The organism is Chitinophaga sp. RCC_12 (assembly GCF_041360695.1).
GTDB lineage: Bacteria > Bacteroidota > Bacteroidia > Chitinophagales > Chitinophagaceae > Chitinophaga.
On the sequence record NZ_JBFUPS010000003.1, the window covers coordinates 760,849 to 785,797 of the forward strand.

The window sequence follows — 24,949 nt, forward strand, 5'->3', positions numbered from 1 at the left end:
ATCGGTTATTTTTTAGCGTATATCAAACTAATACAAATGAACAAATTTTCCTCACTAATGCTATTACTGGCGGTAGGCACACAGGCCTTCGCACAGGAGATGCCTGTTGTGTTTAACAAGAGCTTCAGTGCTCCCAAAAACCAGTATAAGAAACTGGCTATTGCGGAGAACAATGCTATTGTTGCCATCGGGGGCGGAACAGATAACGGTTGTATCACCAAGTTGTCTGCAACGGGTACTCTTATTTACAATGCCAAACTGAATAAAGGCGGGCTGGTAGCCTACCAGGACCTGCTTTTGCTGCCAAAGAATGAACTGGTGGCAGTAGGCGGTGGTACCATTGCATATGGCAATGCGCGTATCACCAAATTATCTGCTACGGGCGAAGTAGTATTTGACAAGAGCATCGGTAACGGTCAGGGTGGCTATTTTACCCGGATCATTACGGATCGTCATGGCAACTATATTACCGTTGGCGTGGATGGCAGTAAGCCTGCGCAGGCCCGCATCACCAAGATGTCGCCCGATGGCAAAGTAGAATTCGATAAAGGTTTTGGTGCACACAATGTTTTTACCAATGTACTGATAGATGAAGATGACAACATTGTTGCTGTAGGTGGCGACGTGGGTGACGGACAGGGAAAGGCATACATGGTAAAAGTGGATGGAAAGGGAGAAAAACAATTTGAGCTTTCTTTTGGTAAACCCGGCGCTACATTTGAAAAGATGTTGCTGCTGGAAGATGGCGCTGTGCTGGCGATGGGCGGTGGCGCTTATGGTACCGGCAACGCCAGCCGCATTGCCAAAGTAAATGCGGAAGGCCAGGTAGTATTTGATAAAGAATACAGTACCGCGGATGGTAAGTTCAATGCCATCAAAGTGAACGACCTGGGTCAAATCTTCGCCTGTGCGGAAGAAAAAGACCATGGCCGCATTGTTAAGCTGCGTCCTGATGGTACGGAGTTATTCAACAAAGAAACAGATGCTGCTTTATACGCACTGGAAGTAGGCAAAAACGGCAAAGTAGTGGCGGCAGGTGGCAATGTGAGCAACAACACGGGTAAGATCGTGAAGCTGCTCCCGGACGGTACTGTTTCCATTGATAAAAACCTGGGTTCTGTATTCCAGCACCTGTTACTCACCGAAGACGATGAAATCTGTGTGGTGGCAAAAGAAGGCTATCGTATGATTAAGCTGAGTCCTGATGGTGAAATGATGTTCGACAAGCAGCTGGGAAAGTATGATGCAAAAACTACACTGGCTTCGCTGTTGATGAGCCCTTCCGGTGAAATCCTGGCAGCAGGCGGTGGTGACGAAGATGGCAACCGTATCATTAAGATCAGTCATGGCGTATCTATCAACGATATAGCTGTTTCCGAGCCACTGAACGGTTTATCCAATGCTACACTCACCATTACCTTATCCGGGTTTTTAAGAAGCAATGGTGTTCGTACACCCGTTAACGTTCATTATAAAACGATTCCGCATAAAGGCGGCGCCGGTTCAACCGACTTTGATGTTACCGAAGGAACTATTTCCTTTGTGCCTTCTGAGTTTGCCGCGGGAGCTATTATCTCCAAATCCATCCAGATCCCTGTAAAAAGCGATAACCTGCTGGAAGGTAAAGAAGCTTTCCATGTAGAAGTGCTGGATGCGTCGGAGTTATATCTTACCAAGTCAAAAGGAGAGGTAACCATCCTGGATCAGCCGGCTATGGTAAAATTCATTGGTGGTAACAACGGCGCTGAGCCAGCTACCGATGTAGTGTTTTCTGCCGGTTTGTTCAAGCGGGATAATACGCCATTGATCAACGCCACCTCTAAACCAGTGAGGTTGACTTACAAGTTTGGTAACGGCACTGCACTGCCGGGCGCCGACTTTGTAAGCAGCATCAAAGCGCCTTTTGTGATCGACAGCGGCGCTACTACTGCGAGTTTGAATGTAAAGATAAAAGACGATAACCGTTTTGAGCTGGCGGAAACCGTTGTGCTGGTGTTAAGCGAAATTAAAGCAGAAAATGAGGCGGTGGTAGGTTATAACGGCGATGTAACTTCTATTTCTGCTTCCCAGTACATACAGGACCAGGCGGCTTACATTACCCTGGTAAAACTGACAGATGCCAATGAATCTGCTACGGCGCCTGTGAGTATGTTTAAATGTATCCTGGTGAAAGCTGCGGATCAAACCGTGCAGACGAATTGTACCGGTAGTGATATCAACATCTTCTTTGGTGTGGATTCATCCAGTACGGCGGCTTACGGTAAGGATTATGTGATCATGAACGGCGACATGGTAAAGATTACCGGTGATTGTGCTTTTAGTGAAACTGATATACAGGTAGCGCTGGTAAACGACCGTGTAAAAGAAATAGATGCGCTGGTATCTGTGAAACTGCGTGATGCTACTGCTGCTGCCAACGCAGGGGTATTGAAAATTTCGCCCGAGCTGAAACTGAATAAGGCGGTTGCTGTTATCCATGATGATGATAACGATGAAGGCACCGTGCTCACAGCCAAATAATAACGGCTTGGATCAATAACCGATATACGCGCTTCAGGCACACCTGCATTCCCGCATAGTCAGCTATGCGGGAATTTTTTTTAGAAAGATATTAAACTTAAAAGCAGCATCTTTTATATTAGAATATAAAAGATACTGCTTTTTTAATCTATGGATAAATCCGCTTACCGGGCGTTATCGTACATAACCTTAGATTAACATTATTTTTTTTAAAAAAGAGTTGTGTCTTTTAATGGTTAACTTGGGAATAGCCTGGTATCTCCTTACCGGGCTTTTTTTATAGTGGTTTACGCATCACATAATCGTCCATGATGTATCCGTTGCCGATATCTGTTTGCTTTTCTTTATACACGCTGAATCCCTGTTTTTCATAAAACTGTTTTGCTTTATTGAAGCGGTTTACGTCGAGTTCGAGGGTATTTGCGCCACGGCTTTTTACCTGTCCGGCCACGTGTTCCAGGAGGAATTTGCCGATTCCTTTTCCCTGGTAGTTCCCATCGAGATAGATTTTATGCAGTTTAAAGATGCCGGGGGCATCGGTAGTGCTGTAGGCGGCAAACCCGATGGGGCTGTTATCATCCTGCAAAATGAGAAACTGGTGTTGCAACTCCGTGATCTGTTTGTTCAGGGCGGAGGTGCTGTACATCATGTCTATCATATATTCTATTTGTTCCGGGGTCAGAATAGACTGATAGGTAGGTCTCCATATCTTTTCTGTTAGTTCCTGTATAACAGGAATATCGTTTACGGTAGCTGTTTTGACGTGGTACATAAAGTTATAAGCTGTTATTTTCTCTCAATATATTTTGTATGGTTTCTTCCAGTTTATCCAGGGGAGTATATCCCCGTGCGCAGAGATAAAGTTGTTTGCCGGTATCGAGGATGGCCGCGGGGAACCCGGTGATGCCCCAGTTCTGGATCAGCTGGAATTCCTGTTGGGTTTCGTAGCGGTAGTTTTCATCATGCAGGCGGCTGATGAATTCATCTTCCGGCAGGCTGAACTTTTTTATCAGCGAGCGGTAGGTGCTGTCGTTGTTAAGGCTCTGGCCATTATAGTTGAGTGCCACCTGCATATCGTGTGCAAAGGTGATGGCATTTTCCGGCTGGTATTGTTTAAATACCGTGAGGGCGACACTGGGTTTTTCGGAGTCCATAATTTCTTCCGAGGGAAGTAACTTCTCCAGGAAGGCAGCGCCGAATTTCACGCCTGTGGCGTTTTCCACGTTGGTATGTTCCCGCTGGATGTATGCCTTCATCGAAGAGAAGGGATGGCGGTTATCGCCGGTGATCATTCCGCCGGAGAGGATATTGAATTCCATGTTCCCGCTGCTGCGTTCCTGCAGTTGCTGTATCACGGGGGTGAAGCCATAGCACCAGCCGCAGAGCGGATCGTAAATATAAATGAATCTCATAGCAATCGGCTTTTAAGGCTCCTGACAAAGGTAACTAAAAGCTGACTGCCAAAAAGGTGGTATCAGGTGTTCTCTTCTTCAAAAAAGTGTTCCTCAGACAGTTTTTTAGAGAGGGCGCTATCTTTTCGTATAGCCTTGATGGATAGGCGTACCGCAAAGATGAGGGTGATCACGGAGGCTCCCATGAGGAAGATATTATTACCGAGAAAAAGGAAAAAATCGAATGTTCCGTGAAAGAAAATGGCAACCAGGAGTGCCTGGAATAGCAGCGAACTGCTTTTCTGCGGCACAAATTTAGCCATGCCGGCATAATACCCCATTAGTACTGCAAAGGCGCCGTGGGCGGGTACGGAGAGGAACATGCGGGCGATCCCGGTGCCCACGCCGAACCTGCTTACATACGCAATATTCTCCAGTGTAGCGAAGCCCATCCCGATCATCACTGCGTATACGATGCCATCCAGCGGTTCGTTGAATGCTTTTTTAGGATAGGCGAAGAGCAGCAGTACGAGGAATTTGGCCAGTTCTTCCGAGAGGCCTACTACGCCATATGCGAATGCAGCAGTTCCCAGGAGAGTACCATTATTTTCGCGGAGGCCCAGTTCCACAGCGAGACCCTGCACTGCCAGCGGCAGTGCTACGCAGAGCATGCCGAGCAGGAAACTTTTTACCAGGAGGCTGGTGGGTTCCCGGTCGTATTTGTCTACCAGGTAAATAAAGAGACAGATAGCAAAACCCGGCGCCACCGCCAATGCCAATAGCATCATGAAAGGATATTTTTTTGTTGCTTACGCTGCAGCAGGTAATTATTCAGCATGTCAACAGTGTAACTGCTAAGATTGTTTGTTTTTGTAATGCCTCCTTTTTGTGCGGCGAGGGTACCGTACCTGATATCCTGGAAACCGTGGATGCTGTGGGCATCGGGATCTATGGAGATGAGCACCTTTTTTTCCAGTGCATAATGCAGCCAGGTCCAGTCGATATCCAGCCGGCGCGGATGCGCGTTGAGTTCTACTACCACGTTATTGGCGGCGCATGCATCTATGATGGCTTTATGATTTACCGGATAGCCGTTGCGGCTCAGGAGCAGGCGGCCGGTCATATGCCCGAGGATAGTAGTGTATGGGTTTTCGATGGCTTTCAGCAAGCGGGCCATTGCTTTGTCTTCTGTCATTTTGAGATTGGAATGCACAGATGCAATTACGAGGTCGAATTTTGCCAGGATTTCATCCGGGTAATCCAATGATCCATCGTTGAGGATATCGGACTCTATGCTTTTAAAAATGCGGAACGGCGCCAGTTTTTTATTCAGTTCATCAATCTCTGCGTGTTGTGCCAGGATCCTTTCTATATGGAGGCCGTTGGCATAAAAAGCGGAGCGGGAGTGATCGCTGATCACGAGGTATTCGAAGCCTTGTGTTTTAGCGGCGATGGCCATTTCTTCCAGGGAGGATTCGCCGTCGCTCCAGTTGCTGTGGGAGTGGATAATACCTTTGATATCGGAGGCGACGATGGGTTCCGGCAGTTGACGGTTGCGGGCCAGCGTTAATTCGTTGATGCCTTCCCGTAGGAAAGGGGGTATATAGTCCATTCCTGCAGCGCTGAAGATAGCTTCTTCCGAGGCGGCGTTGTGAAGGAATGCGGCGCCGCCTGCGGCGTTGAATTTATCGATAAACGCGGGTGAGCCGGTGGTAGTAAATAAGGTAGCCGCGAAGCTGTCGGCAGTGCAGCTATGTGTTATTACTTTGAGTTTTTCGTTCAGCTGCCATACCAGGTTACCGGCATTGGCGGCGGTGAGTGAAAAACCGGGGAGGGCGGCGAGTTGCTGTTGTACTATCTCCACCGGGGCGGCGATGAGTAGTTCTATTTCATCGATGATGATGCTGTTGCGGCGAAACGCGCCGGTGAGCGAAACCGCGGCGGGGGCCAGGAGCTGCTGCAGCTGTTTTTCCAGTTCGTGCCCGGTGGTAGCCACTTCCGCGAAGAGGAAGCGGTGGCGGTTAGAGAGATAGAATTCGATATTTTGGCGAACGCTTTCCTGTGTTTTAGCGCCGAAGCCTTTGAGGAGCATGAGGCGGTTTTCGTTGCAGGCATAGAGGAGTTCGCCCATGGATTCTATTTCCAGCTCTTTCCAGATGGTGGCGATTTTTTTAGGTCCCAGGCCTTTGATCTTCATGATTTCGAGGATGCCGGCGGGGGTAATTTCTATGTAGTGGTTCAGGAGGGAGCATTGTTGGGTATCCAGCATTTCGAGGATATTTTTCCCGGTGGATTCCCCGATGCCTTTTATCCGGAATATTTCATCGCGGGGGGTATCTTTCAGTGGACTGGGCAGCTTTTCTATGGTGAATGCTGCGCTGGCGAAGGATTTGGCTTTGAAGCTGTTTTCTCCGTGAATGTCCATCAGTTTGGACAGGAGGGAGAAGTTATCTGAGATTGAATAATTATCCATGCCGTAAAAATACGGAGTTACGCGGAAATTGTGGAGGGGGAATGTATTGGGAAATGGGCATAAAAAAAGATCCCGGCATAGATGCCAGGATCCTTATAACTACATTTTGTAATTCCGATCTTAGTTAGCCGGAGCTGGAGGAACTGTTGGTGCAGCAGCAGGTGCTTTTTTAGGAGCAGCTTTCTTCTTTGCAACAGCTTTCTTAGCAGGAGCGGCTTTCTTAGCAGCAGCTTTCTTTTTAGGAGCAGCTTTCTTAGCAGCAGCTTTTTTAGGAGCGGCTTTCTTAGCAGCAGCTTTCTTTTTAGGAGCAGCTTTCTTAGCAGCAGCTTTTTTAGGAGCAGCTTTCTTAGCAGCAGCTTTCTTTTTAGGAGCAGCTTTCTTAGCAGCAGCTTTTTTAGGAGCGGCTTTCTTAGCAGCAGCTTTCTTTTTAGGAGCAGCTTTCTTAGCGGCGGCTTTTTTAGGAGCAGCTTTTTTAGCAGCAGCTTTCTTAGGAGCAGCAGCTTTCTTTTTAGGTGCAGCTTTCTTAGCAGCCGCTTTTTTAATTGTTGCCATTGTTTTTTGAATTTGGGTTAGTAAAAAAATTGGGTATTAAAAAAAACTTTATGGCTAACACTGATTAGGCTTCCGCCTGAGCAGTGGTATCAAATGCTTTAACAGAAACGTAAGTCTTGTTTTCGCGACCTTTTCTGAATTCCACTACACCGTCTGCTACTGCGAAAATGGTAAAATCTTTACCAACGCCTACGTTTTGACCGGGATGATAAACCGTACCTCTCTGACGAACGATAATGTTGCCGGAGATAGCTGGCTGACCACCGAAGATTTTTACTCCCAGCCTTTTGCTGTGGGAGTCACGGCCGTTTTTTACACTACCTTCACCTTTTTTATGTGCCATTGTATTACTACTTTAAACTTGTCTAATAAATAAGTTTAGCTTAACAGGATTAAGCTATTTCATTGATTTTGATTCTTGTAAAGTGGGTACGGTGTCCAACTTTCTTTCTGAAGCCTTTTCTTCTCTTCATCTTGAAAGCGATGACTTTGTCACCCTGAACATGAGCCAGAATCTCTGCTTTTACTACTGATTTTACATCAGTGCCTACGGACAGCGCACCAGCATTATCTGTTAACAGTACATCGGAAAACTCCACCTTGTCTCCAATATTTCCTTGTAACTGCTGTACAAAAATTTCCTGGTCTTTTTGTACTTTAAATTGCTGACCTGCGATTTTTACAACTGCAAACATAATTATCCAAAATATAATTTCCGCAAAAGTAACCTTTTGTTTTCTAATAGACAAAGTTTTTCGGTCTTTTTTAAATCACCATGTATAAACACATATGAAGGACCGCCTAAAGCTTAATCTTTTCAAAGATACATACTTTCTTGAATTTTAAATTATTTTAACAAATAATGATTTCCGGCGCCGGACCGCCATATGCACATTTTTATGCTATTTAGGGATCATTTAAAAACAGCTATCTTGCTGTGCAAACCAACGCAATTTTGTATACTTTTGTCGTTTACACGAATAAAAACAGATAGGATGAGGACATTTATTTACCTGCTTATTTAATTGCCAGAGTGGAATATTTCTTCCGGAACTCCCTAAAAATCAGTGCAATTAAATCTCCAGATAAATAAATATGCTCAGCTTTAGTCTCTCAATTATAAAACAACAGGCATGAAGTTTAAATCACTGCTGGCCAAACCATTTGCTTCTATCGTACATAATAAGATAAAGAAGGAAATGTTAAGGGCGGTAGAAGATCAGGATAATATCCTGCAGGAGCTCTTGAAGACAGGCAGAAAGACGGAATTCGGAACAGATCACAAGTTTAGCGGGGTACAAACCCACGAAGAATTTAAACAGGCTGTGCCTTTGCGGGATTATGAGCAGTTTAAGCCTTATATTGAAAAAATCAAGGAAGGCAAACAAAATGTACTGTGGAAAGGGCAACCGATTTACCTGGCTAAGACCTCCGGAACAACCAGTGGCGTTAAATATATCCCCATCTCCAAAGAATCTGTTAACAATCATATAGATACTGCGCGTAATGCGTTGCTGAACTATATGGGGGAAACGGGCAGTACGGCCTTTGCCGATGGTAAAATGATTTTTTTATCCGGTTCGCCGGAGCTAGAAAGGGTGGGAGGCATTCCTACCGGCCGGTTGAGCGGTATTGTAAACCATCATATTCCCCGGTACCTGCGTACCAACCAGCTGCCATCGTATGAAACCAATTGTATAGACGACTGGGAAACGAAGCTGGACAAGATTGTGGAAGAAACCATTAACCAGGATATGACGCTGATCAGCGGCATACCTCCATGGGTACAGATGTATTTCGACCGCCTGATGGAGCGTAGCAATGGTAAAAAGATCAGGGAAATATTTAAGAATTTTGATGTGATGGTATACGGTGGGGTGAATTTTGAGCCTTACCGTTCCAAGCTGATGGCATCTATAGGTGCGCCGATTCACACAGTGGAAACGTTTCCTGCCTCTGAAGGCTTTTTTGCTTTCCAGGATTCGCAGGAGCGGGAAGGTTTGCTGCTGAACACCAATTCAGGGATCTTTTATGAGTTTATCCCAGCGCAGGAAATTTTTAATGAGCATCCTACGCGACTGTCGCTCAAAGATGTACAAACCGGTGTAAATTACGCGATGGTGATCAACAACAACGCCGGATTATGGGGGTATAACCTCGGTGACACGGTAAAATTTGTTTCCACCAATCCGTATCGTTTGCTGGTAACCGGCCGTATCAAGCATTTTATTTCTGCGTTCGGGGAGCACGTGATAGGAGAAGAAGTGGAACACAGCCTGATGAAGGCAGCAGCGGAGGAAAATGTGCAGATCACAGAGTTTACGGTGGCCCCGATGGTGCAAACCAATGGCGAACTGCCTTACCACGAATGGTTTGTAGAGTTTGAGAATATGCCGGCCAACATGGAGGCATTTTCCAGAAAAGTAGATGAAAACATGCGTCAGAAGAATATTTATTACGATGATCTGCTGACTGGTAATATTTTGCAACCCCTGAAGATAAGGACTGTACGTAAGCAGGGCTTTATCGATTATATGAAAGCTATTGGAAAACTGGGAGGTCAGAACAAAGTACCTCGTTTGAGTAACGACAGAAAGCTGGCAGATGAGCTGGCAGCGTATTTACAAAAATAACCGGCGATTCAGGGCGGGACGGCTGTCAGGCTATTTTACCGGCAGCTGATTCTTCATTTTTTGTTAACTGTAAAACGTAAATCACCGTAATGAATAAACGAAAGATTGCCATTTTCGGATCCACCGGATCCATTGGCATACAGGCACTGGAGGTGATCGCTGCGCACCCCGACAGGTTTAGTGTAGAAGTGTTGACTGCACAGCAAAATGCTGACCTGCTGATTGAGCAGGCGCTGAAATTCAAGCCCAATGCGGTAGTGATAGGCAGTGAAGCAAAGTACAAACAGGTAAAAGACGTATTATTTGATAAAGGCATCAAAGTATTTGCCGGTCCGAAAGCGATGGTGGAAGTAGCCGCCTGGAGTTCGATCGACATGGTACTGGCCGCCATCATGGGTTTTGCCGGCCTGGCGCCTACTTTATCTGCTATTGAACAGGGCACCCCGGTGGCATTGGCCAACAAGGAAACCCTGGTAGTAGCCGGTGATATTGTAATGGCTACCGCCCGCAGGAAGAATGTACCCATTATACCGGTAGACTCTGAACATTCCGCCATCTTCCAATGCTTGCTGGGAGAGCCTTTCAGTAAGGTGGAAAAGGTGATCCTCACCGCATCGGGTGGCCCTTTCCTTGGTAAAAAGCCGAACTTCCTCATCAATGTAAAAAAAGACCATGCCCTGCAGCATCCAAACTGGAGCATGGGCGCTAAAATAACCATTGATTCCGCCACCCTGATGAATAAAGGGCTGGAGATGATTGAAGCACGCTGGCTGTTTGGCCTGGCGCCGGAAAACATTGAAGTGGTGATACATGCGCAATCCATTATTCATTCGATGGTGCAGTTTGTGGATGGTTCCCTGAAAGCACAGATGGGGTTGCCGGATATGAAACTGCCTATCCAGTATGCGTTGGGATACCCCGACAGGCTGGCCAATGACTTCCCCCGTTTCTCTTTCCGTAATTATCCTACGCTTACTTTTGAGCAGCCGGATACCAAAACTTTCCGTAACCTGGCCATTGCTATTGAGGCGATGCACAAAGGTGGAAACGCTGCGTGCGTAATGAATGCCGCCAATGAGGAAGTGGTGAATGCTTTTCTGAAAAACAGGATAGGTTTCCTGCAGATGACAGAAGTAATTGAGGAAACGCTGGGTAAAATACCGTTTATTGAAACCCCCACCCTGCACGATTATTATGAATGCGATAATGCCGCACGTGAACACGCTGCATCCCTTATCAATTCTATCGTTATATAAATTGCCAGTAAAAATTAACAAAGAGTTTTGCCGGAATATGTATTAAAACTGATATATTAGGCAGATTAAAGCAGAAACAATTAAATGACTACAGAGGTAATATTGGTGAAAGCCGGACAGTTGTTACTGTCACTTTCTATTTTGGTAGTGTTGCATGAGTTAGGCCATTTTATCCCGGCCAAGTTGTTCAAAACCAGGGTGGAAAAATTCTATTTGTTCTTTGATCCATGGTTTTCCCTCTTCAAAATAAAGAAGGGTGAAACAGAGTATGGTATCGGCTGGCTGCCGTTGGGAGGATATGTAAAAATATCCGGGATGATAGATGAAAGTATGGACAAAGAGCAGCTGGCAAAGCCCCCGCAGCCGTGGGAGTTCCGTGCCAAGCCGGCGTGGCAGCGTTTGATCATTATGATCGGCGGCGTTACCGTTAATATTGTCCTTGCGTTCTTTATTTATGCGATGATCTTATGGCACTGGGGTGAAACCTACCTGCCTACTTCTGCCGCAAAATATGGCGTGGTAACAGATTCCCTGGCCCGCAGCATTGGTATGAAAGACGGTGATAAGATCGTTACCATTGATCACCATCACGTGGAAGCCTTTGAGGCGATTCCCGGAGATGTAATCCTGTCGGAAGCCAAAAGTATCCAGGTAGATCGAGATGGCAAAACCCTTGATCTTCCTATTCCTGCTGGCTTTACCAGGCAGCTGCTGAAGCAGAAAGCGCCTTTTGCCATGCCCCGTCTTCCTTATATTGCTGACAGCACCCTTCCGGGATCTGCGGCCGCAAAGGTAGGTGTGAAGAGCGGCGACCAGCTTATTGCTATTAATGGTGCAACATATCTGTACTATCATGAGTTTGCAACGGAGATCAGGAAGCACAAGAATGAAAATGTGATAGTGACCCTGGTTCGTGGCAAGGACACGTTGAACCTGGCCGCAAAGTTGAGTGAGAAAGGTACATTTGGTGTTTATCCAAGAGATCCTTTTGAGTATAAAGTAAAGAAGTATACTTTCCTGGAATCTATCCCGGCCGGTTTTCACAAGAGCGTCGACAAACTCGTAAAATATGTGCAGCAGCTCCGCCTGATCTTTGTTTCCAAAGAAGTGAAGGTGAGTGAGTCGCTGGGAGGATTTATGTCCATTGCCAAACTGTTCCCTGATGCGTGGGACTGGCAGATGTTCTGGGAGATGACTGCATTTTTATCCATTATCCTGGCATTTATGAATATCCTGCCTATTCCGGCGCTGGATGGCGGCCACGTGCTTTTCCTGTTGTACGAGATCATTACAGGCCGCAAGCCGAGCGAGAAGTTCCTGGAGTATGCGCAGATTGCAGGTATGCTGATCCTGTTTAGTTTGCTGTTGTTTGCAAACGGGCTGGATGTGTGGAGAAACCTGCTGAGTGGATTATTTTAAAAATATTACTGGCATTTGATTGTGATGAATGATCAAATGCCAGTTTTTTATAGTATCTTTGTAAACTGTTTTACAGGGGGATGCCTGGTTTTGACAGCATAGATCTTTGAGAGTGTAAGCATGCCGTGCGTTGGATAATTAGCACGATAATCTGAATATTCAAACTCTAATTGGCGAATCTAACTACGCCATGGCTGCCTAATTATAAATTAGACACCCATTATAGCCGCTTGAAGTTGTCGCCTTATGCGACTTCCGCCGCCGAATCATAAACCCATAGGGATAGGTATTCATGGTTTCTGTGAGTGAATACTGAAGCTACAACGGATAAGGAGATGGTTGGTTTGTTACGCCCCTGCCAGATCCCGACAAAACAATGCGTAAATAAGCATGTAGAAAGCTTTCGGCGAATATGTTTGGACGCGGGTTCGATTCCCGCCATCTCCACGTAGTATATTAAATTATAATGTGTAACGCGTAAGTGTTACACATTTTTTTTGCCTCTGCTCTAAGCTTAAGTGAATAAGGGTTATATATTCCCTTATACACTGGTAAAATCCCGCCTTCTTATATTCAACTTAGCCATTTTTGATTCGAGGGTAGTAGGTTTAATATTCAATAATTCCGCGGCACCATTGGCGCCGCGTATCCGGCCTTTTGTTTTTTTGAGAATGGAAATGATATAGTCTCTTTCTGTTTCCTGATGCAGGTACTTCATCTCTTCGAGGGTGTTGATACCCGTGCTGACAGGGAGATTCGTCTATCATTGATGCAGCAATGCCATTAAATGGCTTATTAAACGACCTGCAAAACCTCTCTGCAAAAAATATGGATAGTGCTTCGATATCAGTTTTTCGTTCCCGCAACGGGGGCAGCGTGATGGGGAAAACGTTTAACCGGTAATACAGATCAAGCCTGAAATTTCCGTTTGCAATTTCCTTTTCAAGGTTTCGGCTGGTAGCAGCCACAACACGGATATTAACTTTTACAGGTGATCTGCCACCTACATATTCGATTTCCCTTTCCTGTAAAACGTAACAATTTCACCTGCATGGCAAGTGGCAATTCTCCAATCTCATCCAAAAAAATAGTGCCACCATCAGCCTGTTCGAACCGTCCTTTTCTTTTTTCAATGGCGCCGGTAAATGCACCCTTTTCATGGCCGAAGAGTTCAGATTCCACTAATGTTGGAGGAATGGCAGCACAATTTACCTTTATGAATGGCCCGTTTTCTCTGAGTGAAGACATGCACGTCATAGAGCTGGATAGCATATTCAGGTTTTAGAACAGGTGTAAAGATCGTGACGGAAATTATTGAAGGTGGAAATCAATGAGGAATAAATATTGCACGAGTACGCGTTGTATAAGTGCAAAGAATTTTTCCTCCCTATTTCAGCAAATTTTCAATAGCCCCCTTCAATGATGCATCACTGGGTCGTGGCGCATTGTTATTGGATAGCTTACCTGTTTTATCGATCAAAACATAATGCGGGATACCATTTACATTATACGCTTTACATACCGGGTGGTCTGTCCATCCTTCCGCCACCAGGTTTATCCCTTCCAGATGATATTTCTTAAGGGCATCTTTCCATTTCACTTCTGTTTCATCCACACAAATATTCAGAAATACTACCTCTTTATGCTCAAAGTCTTTATGCAGCTGCGGCACATGGTTTTGGATATCATAAATGCAGGGCCCGCAGCCTACTCCCCAAAAATCAATGTACACTACTTTTCCTTTATAATCTTTTAGAGAGATATTTTTCCCGGTGGCATCCGTTAAAGTGAAATCAGGCGCCGGGCTTCCCGGTTTTAAATGTGCAATCGTGGTATAATATTGCTGCAGCGTATCCTTCAGGAAAGGCGTGCTGCAGGAATTCATAAACGCATCATATACTTTTTTTACATCGTTAAATTCATAATATTCAAACCCACTCATGATACTGCTGGTAATAAACCAATCCTTCATAGCCGTGAAAGGGATATTGGCCTCCGCCAGGTGATAATAGTCCATTGTGTAATTAGATTTTGTATTGGGAGCGGTTTGGATACTTGTGCTTATAGTTGCATTAAACGGACGGGCCATGCGCAGATAATTATAAATGAAAGTACGGTATTCCGGTACGTTCCAAAACCAGTTTTCATTTAACGTTTTGTAATGGGTAGTTTGGATGGTGCTATGCTTTTGTGTGTACTTGCCAACGCTATCCGCTATAAAGCTCAGCTCAAACTTTGGCAGCAGCCGCAACATAAATAAAAGGTTCGAATACTCAAAATACAAGGCACTGATTTGCCTGGTAGAGAATTGGGAAAAAGTATCCGTTACTTCAAATATACTTTTTGCCTGGCTGTTAAAGAGCAGGTTTATCTTTTTAAATTTTTCTTCTGCAGTGAAATTTTTCATTTCAGTACTCAACTGTTGATTGAGATTACTAAATGGTTCCGACAGGACTTTATGCAGTTGTAATTGTTGCGTTATCTCTTTCGTGCGTCCCTCATTCTGGGCGCGGATGGTAAGGGAGGATACTTCCTCCTTCTGATCCCATTGCAGGTAAATCGTATCCTTGTCTGCCACCGTAAACCATGGACGATCCTCTTCCAGGTATAAGTAAATATGCTGCCGTTGCAGTACCGGCACCGTTTGTTCAAAACTTCCGTCGGCTTTGATCCGGATCGTATCTCCAAAACTGCCAAAAAAGGTGGACATCCCGAATTCGTACACTTTATCTTTATAATGCTTCACTTTTCCCTTGAGAACAAATTGCCCCGGATGGCTAAAATCCTGTGCATACAGGAAAACAGGGACCAGTAAAAAGAGAAGGAACAGTGGGAAAAGTTTGTGCTTCATAGCGGTATGTGGGTTTTAACGGAATCCGGTGACAAAATTTGTCAACCGTTATCATATAAGATAAGCAGAAAATTGATATGATCCAATCCTCTTGTATTTTTAAAACAAATGAATAAATTTGCGGTATGAGAATGACTGTAATGTTATAATATAAAATTTTCAAGTCCACTAAGACCAATGTGCCCCGAGGGGACATCAATTCTTTATTGTCTGAACTTTTATAGTATAACATGATGCACAACACCCTGAATCCTCAACAAATACAGTCATTTATTACTGACGGCTTTGCCCGTATCGATAACGCTTTTTCTGCTGATCTTGCGAGCGAAGCAAGAAATATTCTTTGGAAAGATATTCCGGCCGATCCCAACGACAGCAACACCTGGACAAAACCGGTCGTTTGGCTGGGTATGTATACACAGGAGCCATTTATTAAGGCTGCGAATACCACCGTTCTTCATAGTGCATTCGATCAGCTGGCCGGTAAAGAAAAATGGATTCCCTGTATGAGCATGGGGTCCTTTCCCATTCGTTTCCCGTCGGAAGTTGATTCCGGGGATACCGGCTGGCATGTAGACGCAAGTTTTGCCGGGGCGGATCCTAATGACTTTTTCGCGGCCAGAATCAATGTAAACTCTAAAGGCCGTGCCTTGCTGATGCTGTTTCTATTTTCGGATGTGAGCGAGTGGGATGCACCAACCAGGATTTTAAAGGGCTCACATATGGATGTTGCCCGATTGCTGGCGCCGGAAGGTGAAGAAGGGCTTTCTTTCATGGAACTGGCAACGAAGTTGCCGGGATTACCTGAGAGAGAGGAAGTACAGGCTACGGGAAAGGCCGGAACGGTGTATCTCTGTCATCCGTTCCTGGTGCATGCTGCCCAGCGGCATCGTGGCCTGGTACCTAAGTTTATGGCACAGCCGCCGCTGTTACTGAGAACCGGGTTTGATATCAAGGGAACAGGCCCGTGCAGTCCGGTAGAGGAAGCAATAAAAATCGCATTAGGTATGTAGCGTGTGTAATAAAGCAGATGTCCGGATATGCCTGCGGGATATCCGGACAATCTTTTCCTCTGCAAAAGAAGTATTGTGACCTATTTCGCAAGCAGGGCTTGCCTTTCAAAGATTACTCCGGGCCAGCCGTGAATCATAAATTGCCTGATATTCTGGTGATCTGTACCATCCGGTGTATTTAATACAGCCTGGTAGTGTTCTGCAAATAACAGCAGCGTATCTTCTTCACTCAGGTTATTTAACTGCGCGAAAGCAAACACCTTTGCGCTTCCCTGGTTTTGGGTGGCTTCATTATGCACCTCTCCGTTTTTAAAGGCCGCAGGCTGGTGTTGATAGTAAGTTTCTATAAATTCAATCACCTCTTTGAAACTAAGTGAATTGTCTTTTAAATTTTTAATTAACGTAATTAGTTGTTCTTTCATCCAGCGTATGATGTATTTAAAATCAATGTGAGGCGGTGCGAAGGCTTCTGGCCCGGCATACCTCATTTAACAGGTCAAAAATAGAAAAAGATGACATCGTCTTTTTATTATTTTCATGATGGGCGCAACCATTTTTTCAACAGCCGGGTAATTACGGGCATCACTACCCATGTTAACAAGGCTACCATGCAGCTTGCAACAATAAATACCCGCAGCGGTACAGGCAGTTTTTGAAGGTAAGGACCGAGGGTGTATGTTAGTAACAGGCTGGTAGGGAAAACACCGCATAAGGTGGTAATGGCCATTTTCCACCTTGGTGGCGGCAAAGGGTAGCGGAACCAGGCTTCCAGTCCGGTAAGCGGCCTGTAAACCGGTTCCTCGGTAAGCTTTGAGGCAAAGTCTTCCCAGTCTCTAAAAAGCTTTGAATTATAAAATGCGTCTCTTTCTGCTTCATCAGCAAAAGTTCGTAGGATGCCAATTTCATTGGAATCTGAACCCGGCAGCGACGTGATCATGGCAGCGCCGTGAACGCCGCCATGAATAAATGATTCACCGAGGAATTGCCTGAGCGCTTCTTTAAATTCCTCTTCTTTTCCTGGAAGCACTTTTCTTGTAATGGCTACATGTATCGACATCTGTTAAATAATATTTAAAGGGAGCAACAAATAAATATACAAAAAATGTGTTCCCGGATGCCGATAGGTTTATAGGCGCTCTACGCTGCTGATTCCACTAAATCCGCGATATAAGCTTTTAATGTGGTTGTACCTCTTATAGGATTGGGATCCTCGTATTTTTCCTTGAGCGTAACATGGGTCATTGCTGCCATTGATTTTGCTGCCGGCTCTGAAAAGCCGGCGTCTTTAAGCGCCGGCATCCAGTTCGTTTCGGGAATTTCCACTGCTTTAACGTCTTTACCCAATGCAGCAGAAAAAGCTTCTGCCACATCGGTTGCCGAGTATTGTTGCGGACCTTCTACATAGTGCAGTCCGGTTTGGGTAACCGGTTCCAGCATGAGCCGGGCAGCTACGCTGCCAATATCCCCTGGACAAACCATTGGCAGTTTAAAATCAACAGGATAAAAGGTATAAACAATACCCGATTCGCGTGCTGTTGCCAGCGAGGTGGCCCAGTTGCTCATGTAATAGGCGCCGCGGATAATACTGGCAGGCACATTCATTTCAGCTAATTGCTGTTCCATGTTATACAGTACACCCAGGTCGCCCAGGCCGTCGCCGGGTTGTGCACCGTAAGTAGACTCCGCTACTACTTTTTTTATCTGTGATTCGCCGAGTGCGGTAAGTATAGCATTCACGGTTTCTTTTTCCTGTGCTACGGTATCTGTTGACGGATCCGCCGGGGGATTGAGCAGAAATAATTTTTCACCGGTATTAAATATTTTCTGCAAACGCTTTACATCCAGCACATCAGCGATGGCCACTTCCGCTCCCTTTTGTTCCCATTGCTGTTTCTTTTTAGGATCGCGGGAGATAATGGTAACCGGCTCCCCCTTTTCAATCAGGGTTTCTGCCAATGCAGACCCTATATGTCCTGTGCCGCCTAAAATAATATGCATACATCAGTAGTTTGGTGTGCGGATGGAACCCACAAATCATACCATGATGTTGCCAATAACAACAGCTTCCCATAAGAGAAGCTGCTGAGTGGAATGATAGCAATAAAGGGACTGTCAGTAGAACACAGCGATGCTGTCTGCTTTCCAGTTGGTATCGTTGAGATCTACTTCTACACCGTTGCTGGTTGGCGCAAAGAGATTACCTTTTAAAACGGTGCGTTTGTTGGTTTCAAACTTAACATTGTTAATAACTTTGTTGGCCAGCAAATTTCCCAGTCTGCTCCGGCAGACAATGGTTATTGAAGGCACAATGTAACTACCCTGCAAGGGAAAATATGCCTGTGTTTTAAAGCCTGGCTTTCCCTGGTTATAAGTGGGTATCTGGAACGTATAGCCCATGTAATTCGAATAAGCGGTACCATTAGCAGGGTTGCTCACTTCCCCGGTCGGGAAATTAAACACCCGTGGGATGCCCCCAAACTGGATGTCCATCCAGGCAGCATCAGCGGGTAGCGGGTCCTGGATAATAAATTGCAGTCTCGCCACAATACGATCCAGGGATACTTTGGCGTTAGCCGGTCCGTTTACCACCATTTCAAAGTGAGTGCTGAAGGCATCGCTGCCGGGATATTTAAACCCTGCATTGGTGATATAGGAAAGATACTTGTCGCCCGCAGCCAGTAAAGTAAACTTGTAATTACCCGGCGGCAATGTATCCCTGATTACACCAAAAGAAGGGGTACCAACTTCCTGCATAATTTCATGTTTTATAGCTGCCTGTTCACCCGTACCATACACTTTGTAGTAAAGGTATTTTACATGACCATCCAGGGAATCTTTTGCAGTTGTAGCATTGCCGGCGATGCGGCCAAAGCTGTCCAACTGCTGCGTAAAATCATCGATATTAAAAGTAATGGGGAAGGCAGGTCCGGCACTGGCTTCAATGTTGGCAGGTTGTTCAACGCTTTTGTTACAGGAAATGAATAGTATGGCGCCGGCAAGCCATACCAGGGGAGTAGTTTTAGACATGGTTGAAGAATTTAGGTAGATTAAGTTAACTTTATTCCATGCCTTTTTTGTTACTTGTAGTAGTAGAGTTTGGAGGGGATTTAAGGGGAGGATTTACTATTTGATAGGTTCCCCATTCGATAAGAAGAATTACATGATCAATAAAATTATGGAAGAAATAGGCAAAATAGCGGAGCCATTATTCTGGTGCAACCGTAATCAAGATTTTCTCCATAAAAAAAGCCGCTTCCCAAAAAAGGAAACGGCTTTTACATCATCACTCAAAAACAAGATTTATTTCTTTTCAGGCAATGCCACAAAGCGGATCACATTCTTGCCACTCAGGTAGTTCTTTGACGCAGCCTTAATGGATGCACCGTTAACCCGGCTCAATTGTTTTTCTATATTGGGCAGCTCTTTCAATTCTTCCTTACCTTCTATTTTCCCGGAGATAAATTGTAGCCAGAACTCGTTGCTTTCCGACTGCAATTCATATTGCTTCTGAAAGCCGGCCTTGAATTTCTGTACTTCATCGGCAGTGGCGCCCTGTTGCTGTAAATTGGTAATATCCTGTTGTACCAGTCCTACCAGGTGTTCCACATGTTCAGGTGCACATCCGAATGATACATTTACGCCGAAGCGCTGATCGGGTTCTTTCGACATATTTGCATTTACCGAAGGAGTGTATACTTCACCGGCATTTTCCCGCAGGCTTGTCAGCAGCCGGTATTGCAGGATTTCAGACAATGCCTGCAGCTGCATTTTGTTCTCCGTACTGTAAACACAATCGCCGTTGTAAACCAGTAATACACTGGCTTTGTTGTCTGTTCCTTTGGTGACTGTTTTTACCAGTTGTCCTTTGGGTACAAGTACCGGCAGTTTAACAGCTTTCTCTTTTCTATTCAGGGAAGGCAGTGCGCCGAGGTACTGTTCGAGCAAAGGTTTGATGCTGTCGGTATTGAAATTACCTACAAATACAAAGTTGGCCTGGGAGGCATCTGCAAAACGGTCGCGATAAACTTCATAAGCTTTTTCGAGGCTGATGCTATCGAGCCTGGCCAAAGTGGCAGGGCTTGTGCGGTAATTGTAGCCGCTCAATACTGCGGTCACGGTATCTTTAAATACATTGCCCGGATCATTGTAACGGGTTTGGATCTGCTCCCTGGATTGGGCTAATGCATTTTCAAATAACACGGTGTCTTTACGGGGTGCGGTGAACCGCAGGTATATCAGTTGCAGTGCGGTTTCAAAATCCTTTACGATGCTGGCGCCGCCGATGCCCTGGCTACGCCCGCTGATGAAGGCGCCTACGGAGGCTGATTTACCGTTTAATATCTTCGATAACTGAACGGGTGAGAAGTCAGCCAGACCGGAACCACTTATAATGCCGTTTGCACTGGATGCGCTGGGGAATTCTTCATTTGAATATTTATTGATACCACCCGGTGCAAAGGAGAGGAACTGGATAACATCATTTTTATAAGTAGTTGGTTTGAGCCATACTTTTACGCCATTGCTCAGGGTTAATTGCTGTATGCCTAATGCCGGATAGTTCTTTTGCGCTACTACTTTTCCAGGCGCCGGTAATTTTTTCAACAGCGGCTGGTCGGTAACGTTGTCCTTATACTCGGCCAGCGAAGCTGCGGCAACGGTTTTAAACCATCCTGTAACGATGGCGGAATCAGGAAGATTATTCTTCTCTTTATCGGGAGCTACGATGAAAATATCACGGTTGGTATCTGTGATGTATTCGTTGGCGACTGCTTTCAGGTCATCCAGCGTGATACCCGGTAATTCTTTTTTCAGGAAGTTGTATTCCCAGTCGAACCCCGGTGAAGCGGCTCCTTCGAGGAACAGCGCCTGGTATTCTTTCACGTAGCTTTCAGAAACGGTTTTATTTTTTTCTTTTGCTGCTTTTTCCAGGCTTGCCATATAAGCTGCTTTGGCCCGGTCCAGTTCAGACTGTGTAAAGCCGAAGCGTTTCACCTGTTCCACTTCCGACCAGCCGGCGGCAAAGGCTTCCGCCAGTTTACCGGGTTTCGCCGTTACGGAGAAGGAGAACTGATCCAGTCCGCCCATTAAGTTGCCGATGCCTGCATTTACACCCAGGAATGGAGGATTGGGTTTTTGAGATAACTCGCCGATCCGGGCGCCGAGTACCTGGTTAAACAACGACCGTTTTACGGTATTGAGATAGTCGGTGGTGGTAGTCAATTTACCGGCGGTATGTTTGATGGCCATTTCCAGGTTGGTGGCAGATACTTCCGGGTCGGTAATGGTCAGGAATTGATTTTTACCGGTGAGGGCAATTTTATAATCAGGTCTGGGTTTTTCGTTGGCGGGGTTTTTCAGGTCTGCAAATTGTTTGCGGATCTGTTGTTCTACCTGGTCAACATCCACATCGCCTACTACGATGAGGGCTTGCAGGTTGGGACGGTACCAGTCGTGGTAAAAGCGGCGGAGCGTGGCTGCCGGGAAGTGCAGGAGTATACTGTCTGTGCCAATGGGGGAGCGGTTGGCATACCTGGCATTATTTAACACCACGGGGAGTGTCTTATCCTGTATGCGTGCAGCTGCTCCTTCACGCAGGCGTTTTTCTTCAATGATCACACCTCTTTCTTTGTCAATATCATCTGTTTCCAGCAGGGCTTCCTGTGCCCAGTCGCGCATAATATCCAGTCCGCGGCTTACCATCTTTGGATCGGCAGTAGGGATCGGCAACTGGTAAACGGTTTCATCGAACGATGTAAAGGCGTTCAGGTCGGCGCCAAAGCGTACGCCTGCCTTTTGCAGGTAGTCGATCAGTTCATTTTTGGGGAAATGGGTGGTGCCGTTAAAGTTCATGTGCTCCAGGAAATGAGCAAGACCGCGTTGATCCTCATCTTCCAGGATAGAGCCTACTTTGTTGGCCAGGTAGAATAATGCACGCTTGGAAGGTTCATTGTTTTTGCGGATGTAGTAGGTAAAGCCATTGGGTAATTGTCCTGTGCGAACAGCCGTGTCCAGCGGAATGAGCTGGCCCTGACCGGAGCCCTGTGCAAAGCTGCCTGCAGTGGAAAGACATAGCATTCCTGCTATGGCCAGATAACGATAATGCATAGATGTTTATCTTTTGTTGGTTTTTGTGTGTAACATGTTCCCGTTATAAAGAAGCGGCTTAGAACATTATAACATGTCTAAGATACCTTCATTCTCGATAATAATCATTCCTTGTCTGTCTGTTGTAATACCTTTTTGCAGGGTATAGGTGTATTTGGGTACGGTACCTTCCATAATGGTTGGCAGGAATTCAAACTGTATATGATCGCCTGCTGTTTTTAGCGCGTCTCCCACTTCAAAGATATGTGTGGAAATAATAAAGAAACAATCCCTGAAGGCGGTGAAAGCTTCTGTTACTGCCAGTGTGGCGTCATAGGCATCTTTCACGTTGGTACCTTTAAACAGCTCGTCGAAAATAACGAAGAGGTGTTTGTCAGCATCTACTTCTTCCGCTACTTTTTTTACCCGGAGCACTTCCGCATAAAAATGGCTGTATCCGCGGTTCAGGTCATCAGGTACATTTACCGAAGAATAAATACCATCCAGCACAGAAAACTCCAGTTCCCGGGCCGCTACAGGAAATCCCATATGTGCCAGGTACATCATGATACCGGTTGCTTTCATCAGGGTGGATTTACCTGCCATATTGGCCCCGGTGAGGAACAGTACATTACTGTTGCCATTAAACGAAAGGGTGTTGGGAACCGCTTTATCCAGGCCGGGATGTTTAACCCCTTTGGCTATCAGCGTATTCTTCTCTTTCGGCAATGCCTTTGCATAGGAAAATCCTTTTGCTTTGGCAATGCCGGAAACGGTGAGATACACTTCTATTTCGTAGGTGAGTGCCAGCAGGTTTTTTAGCTTATCCTGGAATACGTGTGCGAGCAGATAGTGTAACCTGGCGGTTTGCAGCAGGGATCTTTGGGAATTGATATTTTGCAGCCGCTTATCCCGGAGGATGTTCCGGGCACTTGTGACCCATTTTTCCCAGGGGGTATTTTTATCACGACCTTCTTTTTCGAGATGATTGAGTAGGGTAGAAAAGCCTTTTAGCAGCTGTACGCAGGTATCTATTCCCTGCAGTTGCAGTTCAAAAGCATCATCTTTTACCAACAGGGCTGCTAATTTTTTCCGGCCCATTTGCCAGAGAGCGAGGGGGAAGCTGCTGTTACTTCCTTCATCCAGGAAGGCTTCCGTGTTGCCCAGCAGTTGTTCGTTGAAAGGAAACGGAATGGGCTGTTCTCCAAAATAACGGAAGGCAGCGCTCCTGGTATTGATCTGATCCGCATCGGTTAGTGGGTGGAGGAACATGGCATCCAGCAATTTTTCTGCCCCCCGGGTTTTTACCTGGTTAAAAAGGGAGAAGATGGAATTGGCATTAAACTTTCCAAGCAGCGACAGATCGTCCAGTGTTTGTTTATCGGCAATAAAGCTCATGTGCTCTTCTTTATTGATTTTTTCCTGGCCAATAGGTCCAGGATACCTTCATTTTTTATAATTACCATACCATGCCTGTCGGAAGTAATACCGGTGGCCAGTTTATGCGTATAAACCGGCTTATTGCCTTCCATTAACGTTGGCAGGTATACGAAGTTGATATTGTCACATTTCTCTTTGAGCACGTCGCCGGCTTCAATGATATGTGTAGATACCACGAACATGCAATTCTTCCTGCGTGCAATGGCGGATGTAATGGCGATGGTAGCTTCGTATGCATCTTTTACATTGGTGCCGCGGAACAGTTCATCGAAAATGACAAACAGGTATTTGTCGCGGCTTAACTCCTGCGCAATGGTTTTAACCCGCAGCACTTCCGCATAAAAGTGACTGGCCCCCTGGCTCAGGTTATCCGGCAGGTTGATGGTGGTGAAAATACCATCCCTTACGGAAAATTCCATTTTCGCGGCTGGTACAGGGAACCCCATCTGGCCCAGGAACATGGCAATGCCCAGCGCTTTCATAAAGGTGGATTTCCCGGCCATATTGGCTCCTGTCAGGAAAATAATGTTACTGGAAGGAGTGATGGTTAATGTATTCGCCACCGGCCTGGTTAAAGACGGATGGTAAAAATCTTCCAGTACCACTGTTTGCTTTTCCGCATCCAGGGCAACCGGGAAGCAGAACTTCTGTTCCCTGGCAGTACGGGCCACCGACAGGTATACATCGGCCAGGTAGATATGTCCCAGCAATTGCAGGATGATGTTCCGTTGCCGGAAGCGGAGTATTTTATCATACTCCGCTACCTTGGCAAAAGAAAATTTCTGTTTGGTATGTTCCTGCAGGAGGGGCTGCAATTCTGTTGTTTGTAATAACCGGTCGATGGAGGCGAGTTCCCTGTTGTAAGGGATACCTGCTACCTGTTGCCGGATGCTGTCTGCAAACACACGGGTAGCCTGTAAGATACCGATCAGGCTTACTACGCCTTTTTCAATGGCTTTGTATTCCGTATCGGCGGCAATCAGGTGATTAAACTTTCTGCCCAGCGTATGTTCCTGGTCATTCAGCTTGGTGCGTTCATCGGTATTCTGCAGGTGTTGCTCAGCGGCGTCGAACCATTCACCCTCATACGGAAAGCTTATCTGCTGTTCAGAAAAAGCGCGGATGATGGTGCTGCGCGCATTGATGGCGGCAGCGTCGGAGAGCGGGCTGCGGAACATTTCTTCCAGCAGTTCCGAGCCGCCGCGGGTAAAGGTGCGGTTAAATATCGTGTACACTGAATCGCCTCCACCTTTCCCGAAAATGTTCAGGTCATTCAGTGTTTGTTTATCGGTCATTAGGCTCATACCAGCTGTTGTT

21 protein-coding genes, 1 other RNA gene and 1 pseudogene are annotated in these 24,949 nt (G+C 45.9%); 6 read left to right on the forward strand and 17 right to left on the reverse strand.

What is annotated here, in order from left to right; translation table 11 throughout:
• The first annotated feature begins 36 nt into the window (after positions 1-36).
• A complete protein-coding gene (locus AB6805_RS12775) occupies positions 37-2,520 on the forward strand; it encodes a Calx-beta domain-containing protein (RefSeq protein WP_370909807.1) in 2,484 nt (827 codons plus the stop codon).
• A gap of 277 nt (positions 2,521-2,797) precedes the next feature.
• On the opposite strand, the gene AB6805_RS12780 is transcribed toward AB6805_RS12775, so the two are convergent.
• From AB6805_RS12780 to rplU, 7 genes are all read right to left on the reverse strand, one after another.
• Positions 2,798-3,292, reverse strand: coding sequence for an N-acetyltransferase family protein (locus tag AB6805_RS12780; protein WP_370909808.1), 495 nt, complete (start codon positions 3,290-3,292; stop codon positions 2,798-2,800).
• 4 nt (positions 3,293-3,296) lie between these two features.
• Positions 3,297-3,932 carry a DsbA family protein gene (locus AB6805_RS12785; protein ID WP_370909809.1) on the reverse strand — a complete coding sequence of 212 codons (636 nt, stop codon included), beginning with the start codon at positions 3,930-3,932 and terminating at the stop codon, positions 3,297-3,299.
• A 62-nt stretch (positions 3,933-3,994) separates the two neighbouring features.
• Complete coding sequence (locus AB6805_RS12790; RefSeq protein WP_370909810.1) at positions 3,995-4,699, reverse strand: PrsW family intramembrane metalloprotease; 705 nt, start codon at positions 4,697-4,699, stop codon at positions 3,995-3,997.
• Positions 4,696-6,384: a helix-hairpin-helix domain-containing protein gene (locus AB6805_RS12795; RefSeq protein ID WP_370909811.1), complete on the reverse strand. Its 1,689-nt coding sequence runs from the start codon at positions 6,382-6,384 to the stop codon at positions 4,696-4,698. Before AB6805_RS12795 ends, AB6805_RS12790 begins: the two co-directional genes overlap by 4 nt.
• Before the next feature lie 120 nt (positions 6,385-6,504).
• Positions 6,505-6,936, reverse strand: a complete 432-nt coding sequence (locus AB6805_RS12800; RefSeq protein WP_209863763.1) for a hypothetical protein — start codon at positions 6,934-6,936, stop codon at positions 6,505-6,507.
• Positions 6,937-7,000: 64 nt separating this feature from the next.
• Positions 7,001-7,279 (reverse strand): 50S ribosomal protein L27, encoded by a 279-nt coding sequence (gene rpmA / locus AB6805_RS12805; protein ID WP_079468897.1) that lies wholly within the window; start codon positions 7,277-7,279, stop codon positions 7,001-7,003.
• A 49-nt stretch (positions 7,280-7,328) separates the two neighbouring features.
• Positions 7,329-7,685, reverse strand: a complete 357-nt coding sequence (gene rplU, locus AB6805_RS12810) for a 50S ribosomal protein L21 (protein WP_235015888.1) — start codon at positions 7,683-7,685, stop codon at positions 7,329-7,331.
• Between the two features lie 384 nt (positions 7,686-8,069).
• Between rplU and AB6805_RS12815 the strand changes: the two genes are divergently transcribed.
• The 4 genes from AB6805_RS12815 to ssrA all read left to right on the forward strand — a co-directional run bounded on the left by AB6805_RS12815 (position 8,070) and on the right by ssrA (position 12,694).
• On the forward strand, positions 8,070-9,569 hold the full coding sequence (locus AB6805_RS12815) for a GH3 auxin-responsive promoter family protein (protein WP_370909812.1): 1,500 nt from the start codon (positions 8,070-8,072) through the stop codon (positions 9,567-9,569).
• An 89-nt stretch (positions 9,570-9,658) separates the two neighbouring features.
• On the forward strand, positions 9,659-10,825 hold the full coding sequence (locus tag AB6805_RS12820; RefSeq protein ID WP_370909813.1) for a 1-deoxy-D-xylulose-5-phosphate reductoisomerase: 1,167 nt from the start codon (positions 9,659-9,661) through the stop codon (positions 10,823-10,825).
• Positions 10,826-10,909: 84 nt separating this feature from the next.
• Complete coding sequence (gene rseP / locus AB6805_RS12825; RefSeq protein WP_370909814.1) at positions 10,910-12,244, forward strand: RIP metalloprotease RseP; 1,335 nt, start codon at positions 10,910-10,912, stop codon at positions 12,242-12,244.
• A gap of 76 nt (positions 12,245-12,320) precedes the next feature.
• Positions 12,321-12,694: a transfer-messenger RNA gene (gene ssrA / locus AB6805_RS12830) on the forward strand.
• 91 nt (positions 12,695-12,785) lie between these two features.
• Here the strand turns inward: ssrA and AB6805_RS12835 are convergent.
• The 3 genes and pseudogenes from AB6805_RS12835 to AB6805_RS12845 all read right to left on the reverse strand — a co-directional run bounded on the left by AB6805_RS12835 (position 12,786) and on the right by AB6805_RS12845 (position 15,095).
• Complete coding sequence (locus AB6805_RS12835; protein ID WP_370909815.1) at positions 12,786-12,962, reverse strand: helix-turn-helix domain-containing protein; 177 nt, start codon at positions 12,960-12,962, stop codon at positions 12,786-12,788.
• Between the two features lie 220 nt (positions 12,963-13,182).
• A pseudogene (locus tag AB6805_RS12840) lies at positions 13,183-13,516 on the reverse strand (sigma-54 factor interaction domain-containing protein); the annotation flags it as partial.
• Between the two features lie 115 nt (positions 13,517-13,631).
• Positions 13,632-15,095 (reverse strand): TlpA family protein disulfide reductase, encoded by a 1,464-nt coding sequence (locus tag AB6805_RS12845; RefSeq protein WP_370909816.1) that lies wholly within the window; start codon positions 15,093-15,095, stop codon positions 13,632-13,634.
• A gap of 230 nt (positions 15,096-15,325) precedes the next feature.
• Between AB6805_RS12845 and AB6805_RS12850 the strand changes: the two genes are divergently transcribed.
• Positions 15,326-16,108 carry a phytanoyl-CoA dioxygenase family protein gene (locus AB6805_RS12850; RefSeq protein WP_370909817.1) on the forward strand — a complete coding sequence of 261 codons (783 nt, stop codon included), beginning with the start codon at positions 15,326-15,328 and terminating at the stop codon, positions 16,106-16,108.
• A gap of 80 nt (positions 16,109-16,188) precedes the next feature.
• On the opposite strand, the gene AB6805_RS12855 is transcribed toward AB6805_RS12850, so the two are convergent.
• The 7 genes from AB6805_RS12855 to AB6805_RS12885 all read right to left on the reverse strand — a co-directional run bounded on the left by AB6805_RS12855 (position 16,189) and on the right by AB6805_RS12885 (position 24,936).
• Positions 16,189-16,530, reverse strand: a complete 342-nt coding sequence (locus AB6805_RS12855) for a HopJ type III effector protein (protein ID WP_370909818.1) — start codon at positions 16,528-16,530, stop codon at positions 16,189-16,191.
• A 113-nt stretch (positions 16,531-16,643) separates the two neighbouring features.
• A complete protein-coding gene (locus AB6805_RS12860; protein WP_370909819.1) occupies positions 16,644-17,165 on the reverse strand; it encodes a hypothetical protein in 522 nt (173 codons plus the stop codon).
• A gap of 80 nt (positions 17,166-17,245) precedes the next feature.
• Entirely contained in the window at positions 17,246-18,106 is an 861-nt protein-coding gene (locus AB6805_RS12865; protein ID WP_370909820.1) for an NmrA family NAD(P)-binding protein, read from the reverse strand.
• Between the two features lie 114 nt (positions 18,107-18,220).
• A complete protein-coding gene (locus AB6805_RS12870) occupies positions 18,221-19,135 on the reverse strand; it encodes a hypothetical protein (protein ID WP_370909821.1) in 915 nt (304 codons plus the stop codon).
• 273 nt (positions 19,136-19,408) lie between these two features.
• Complete coding sequence (locus AB6805_RS12875; protein ID WP_370909822.1) at positions 19,409-22,213, reverse strand: M16 family metallopeptidase; 2,805 nt, start codon at positions 22,211-22,213, stop codon at positions 19,409-19,411.
• A gap of 66 nt (positions 22,214-22,279) precedes the next feature.
• Positions 22,280-23,590 (reverse strand): DNA mismatch repair protein, encoded by a 1,311-nt coding sequence (locus tag AB6805_RS12880; RefSeq protein ID WP_370909823.1) that lies wholly within the window; start codon positions 23,588-23,590, stop codon positions 22,280-22,282.
• Positions 23,587-24,936, reverse strand: coding sequence for a DNA mismatch repair protein (locus AB6805_RS12885; RefSeq protein ID WP_370909824.1), 1,350 nt, complete (start codon positions 24,934-24,936; stop codon positions 23,587-23,589). Before AB6805_RS12885 ends, AB6805_RS12880 begins: the two co-directional genes overlap by 4 nt.
• Between the last annotated feature and the right edge of the window lie 13 nt (positions 24,937-24,949).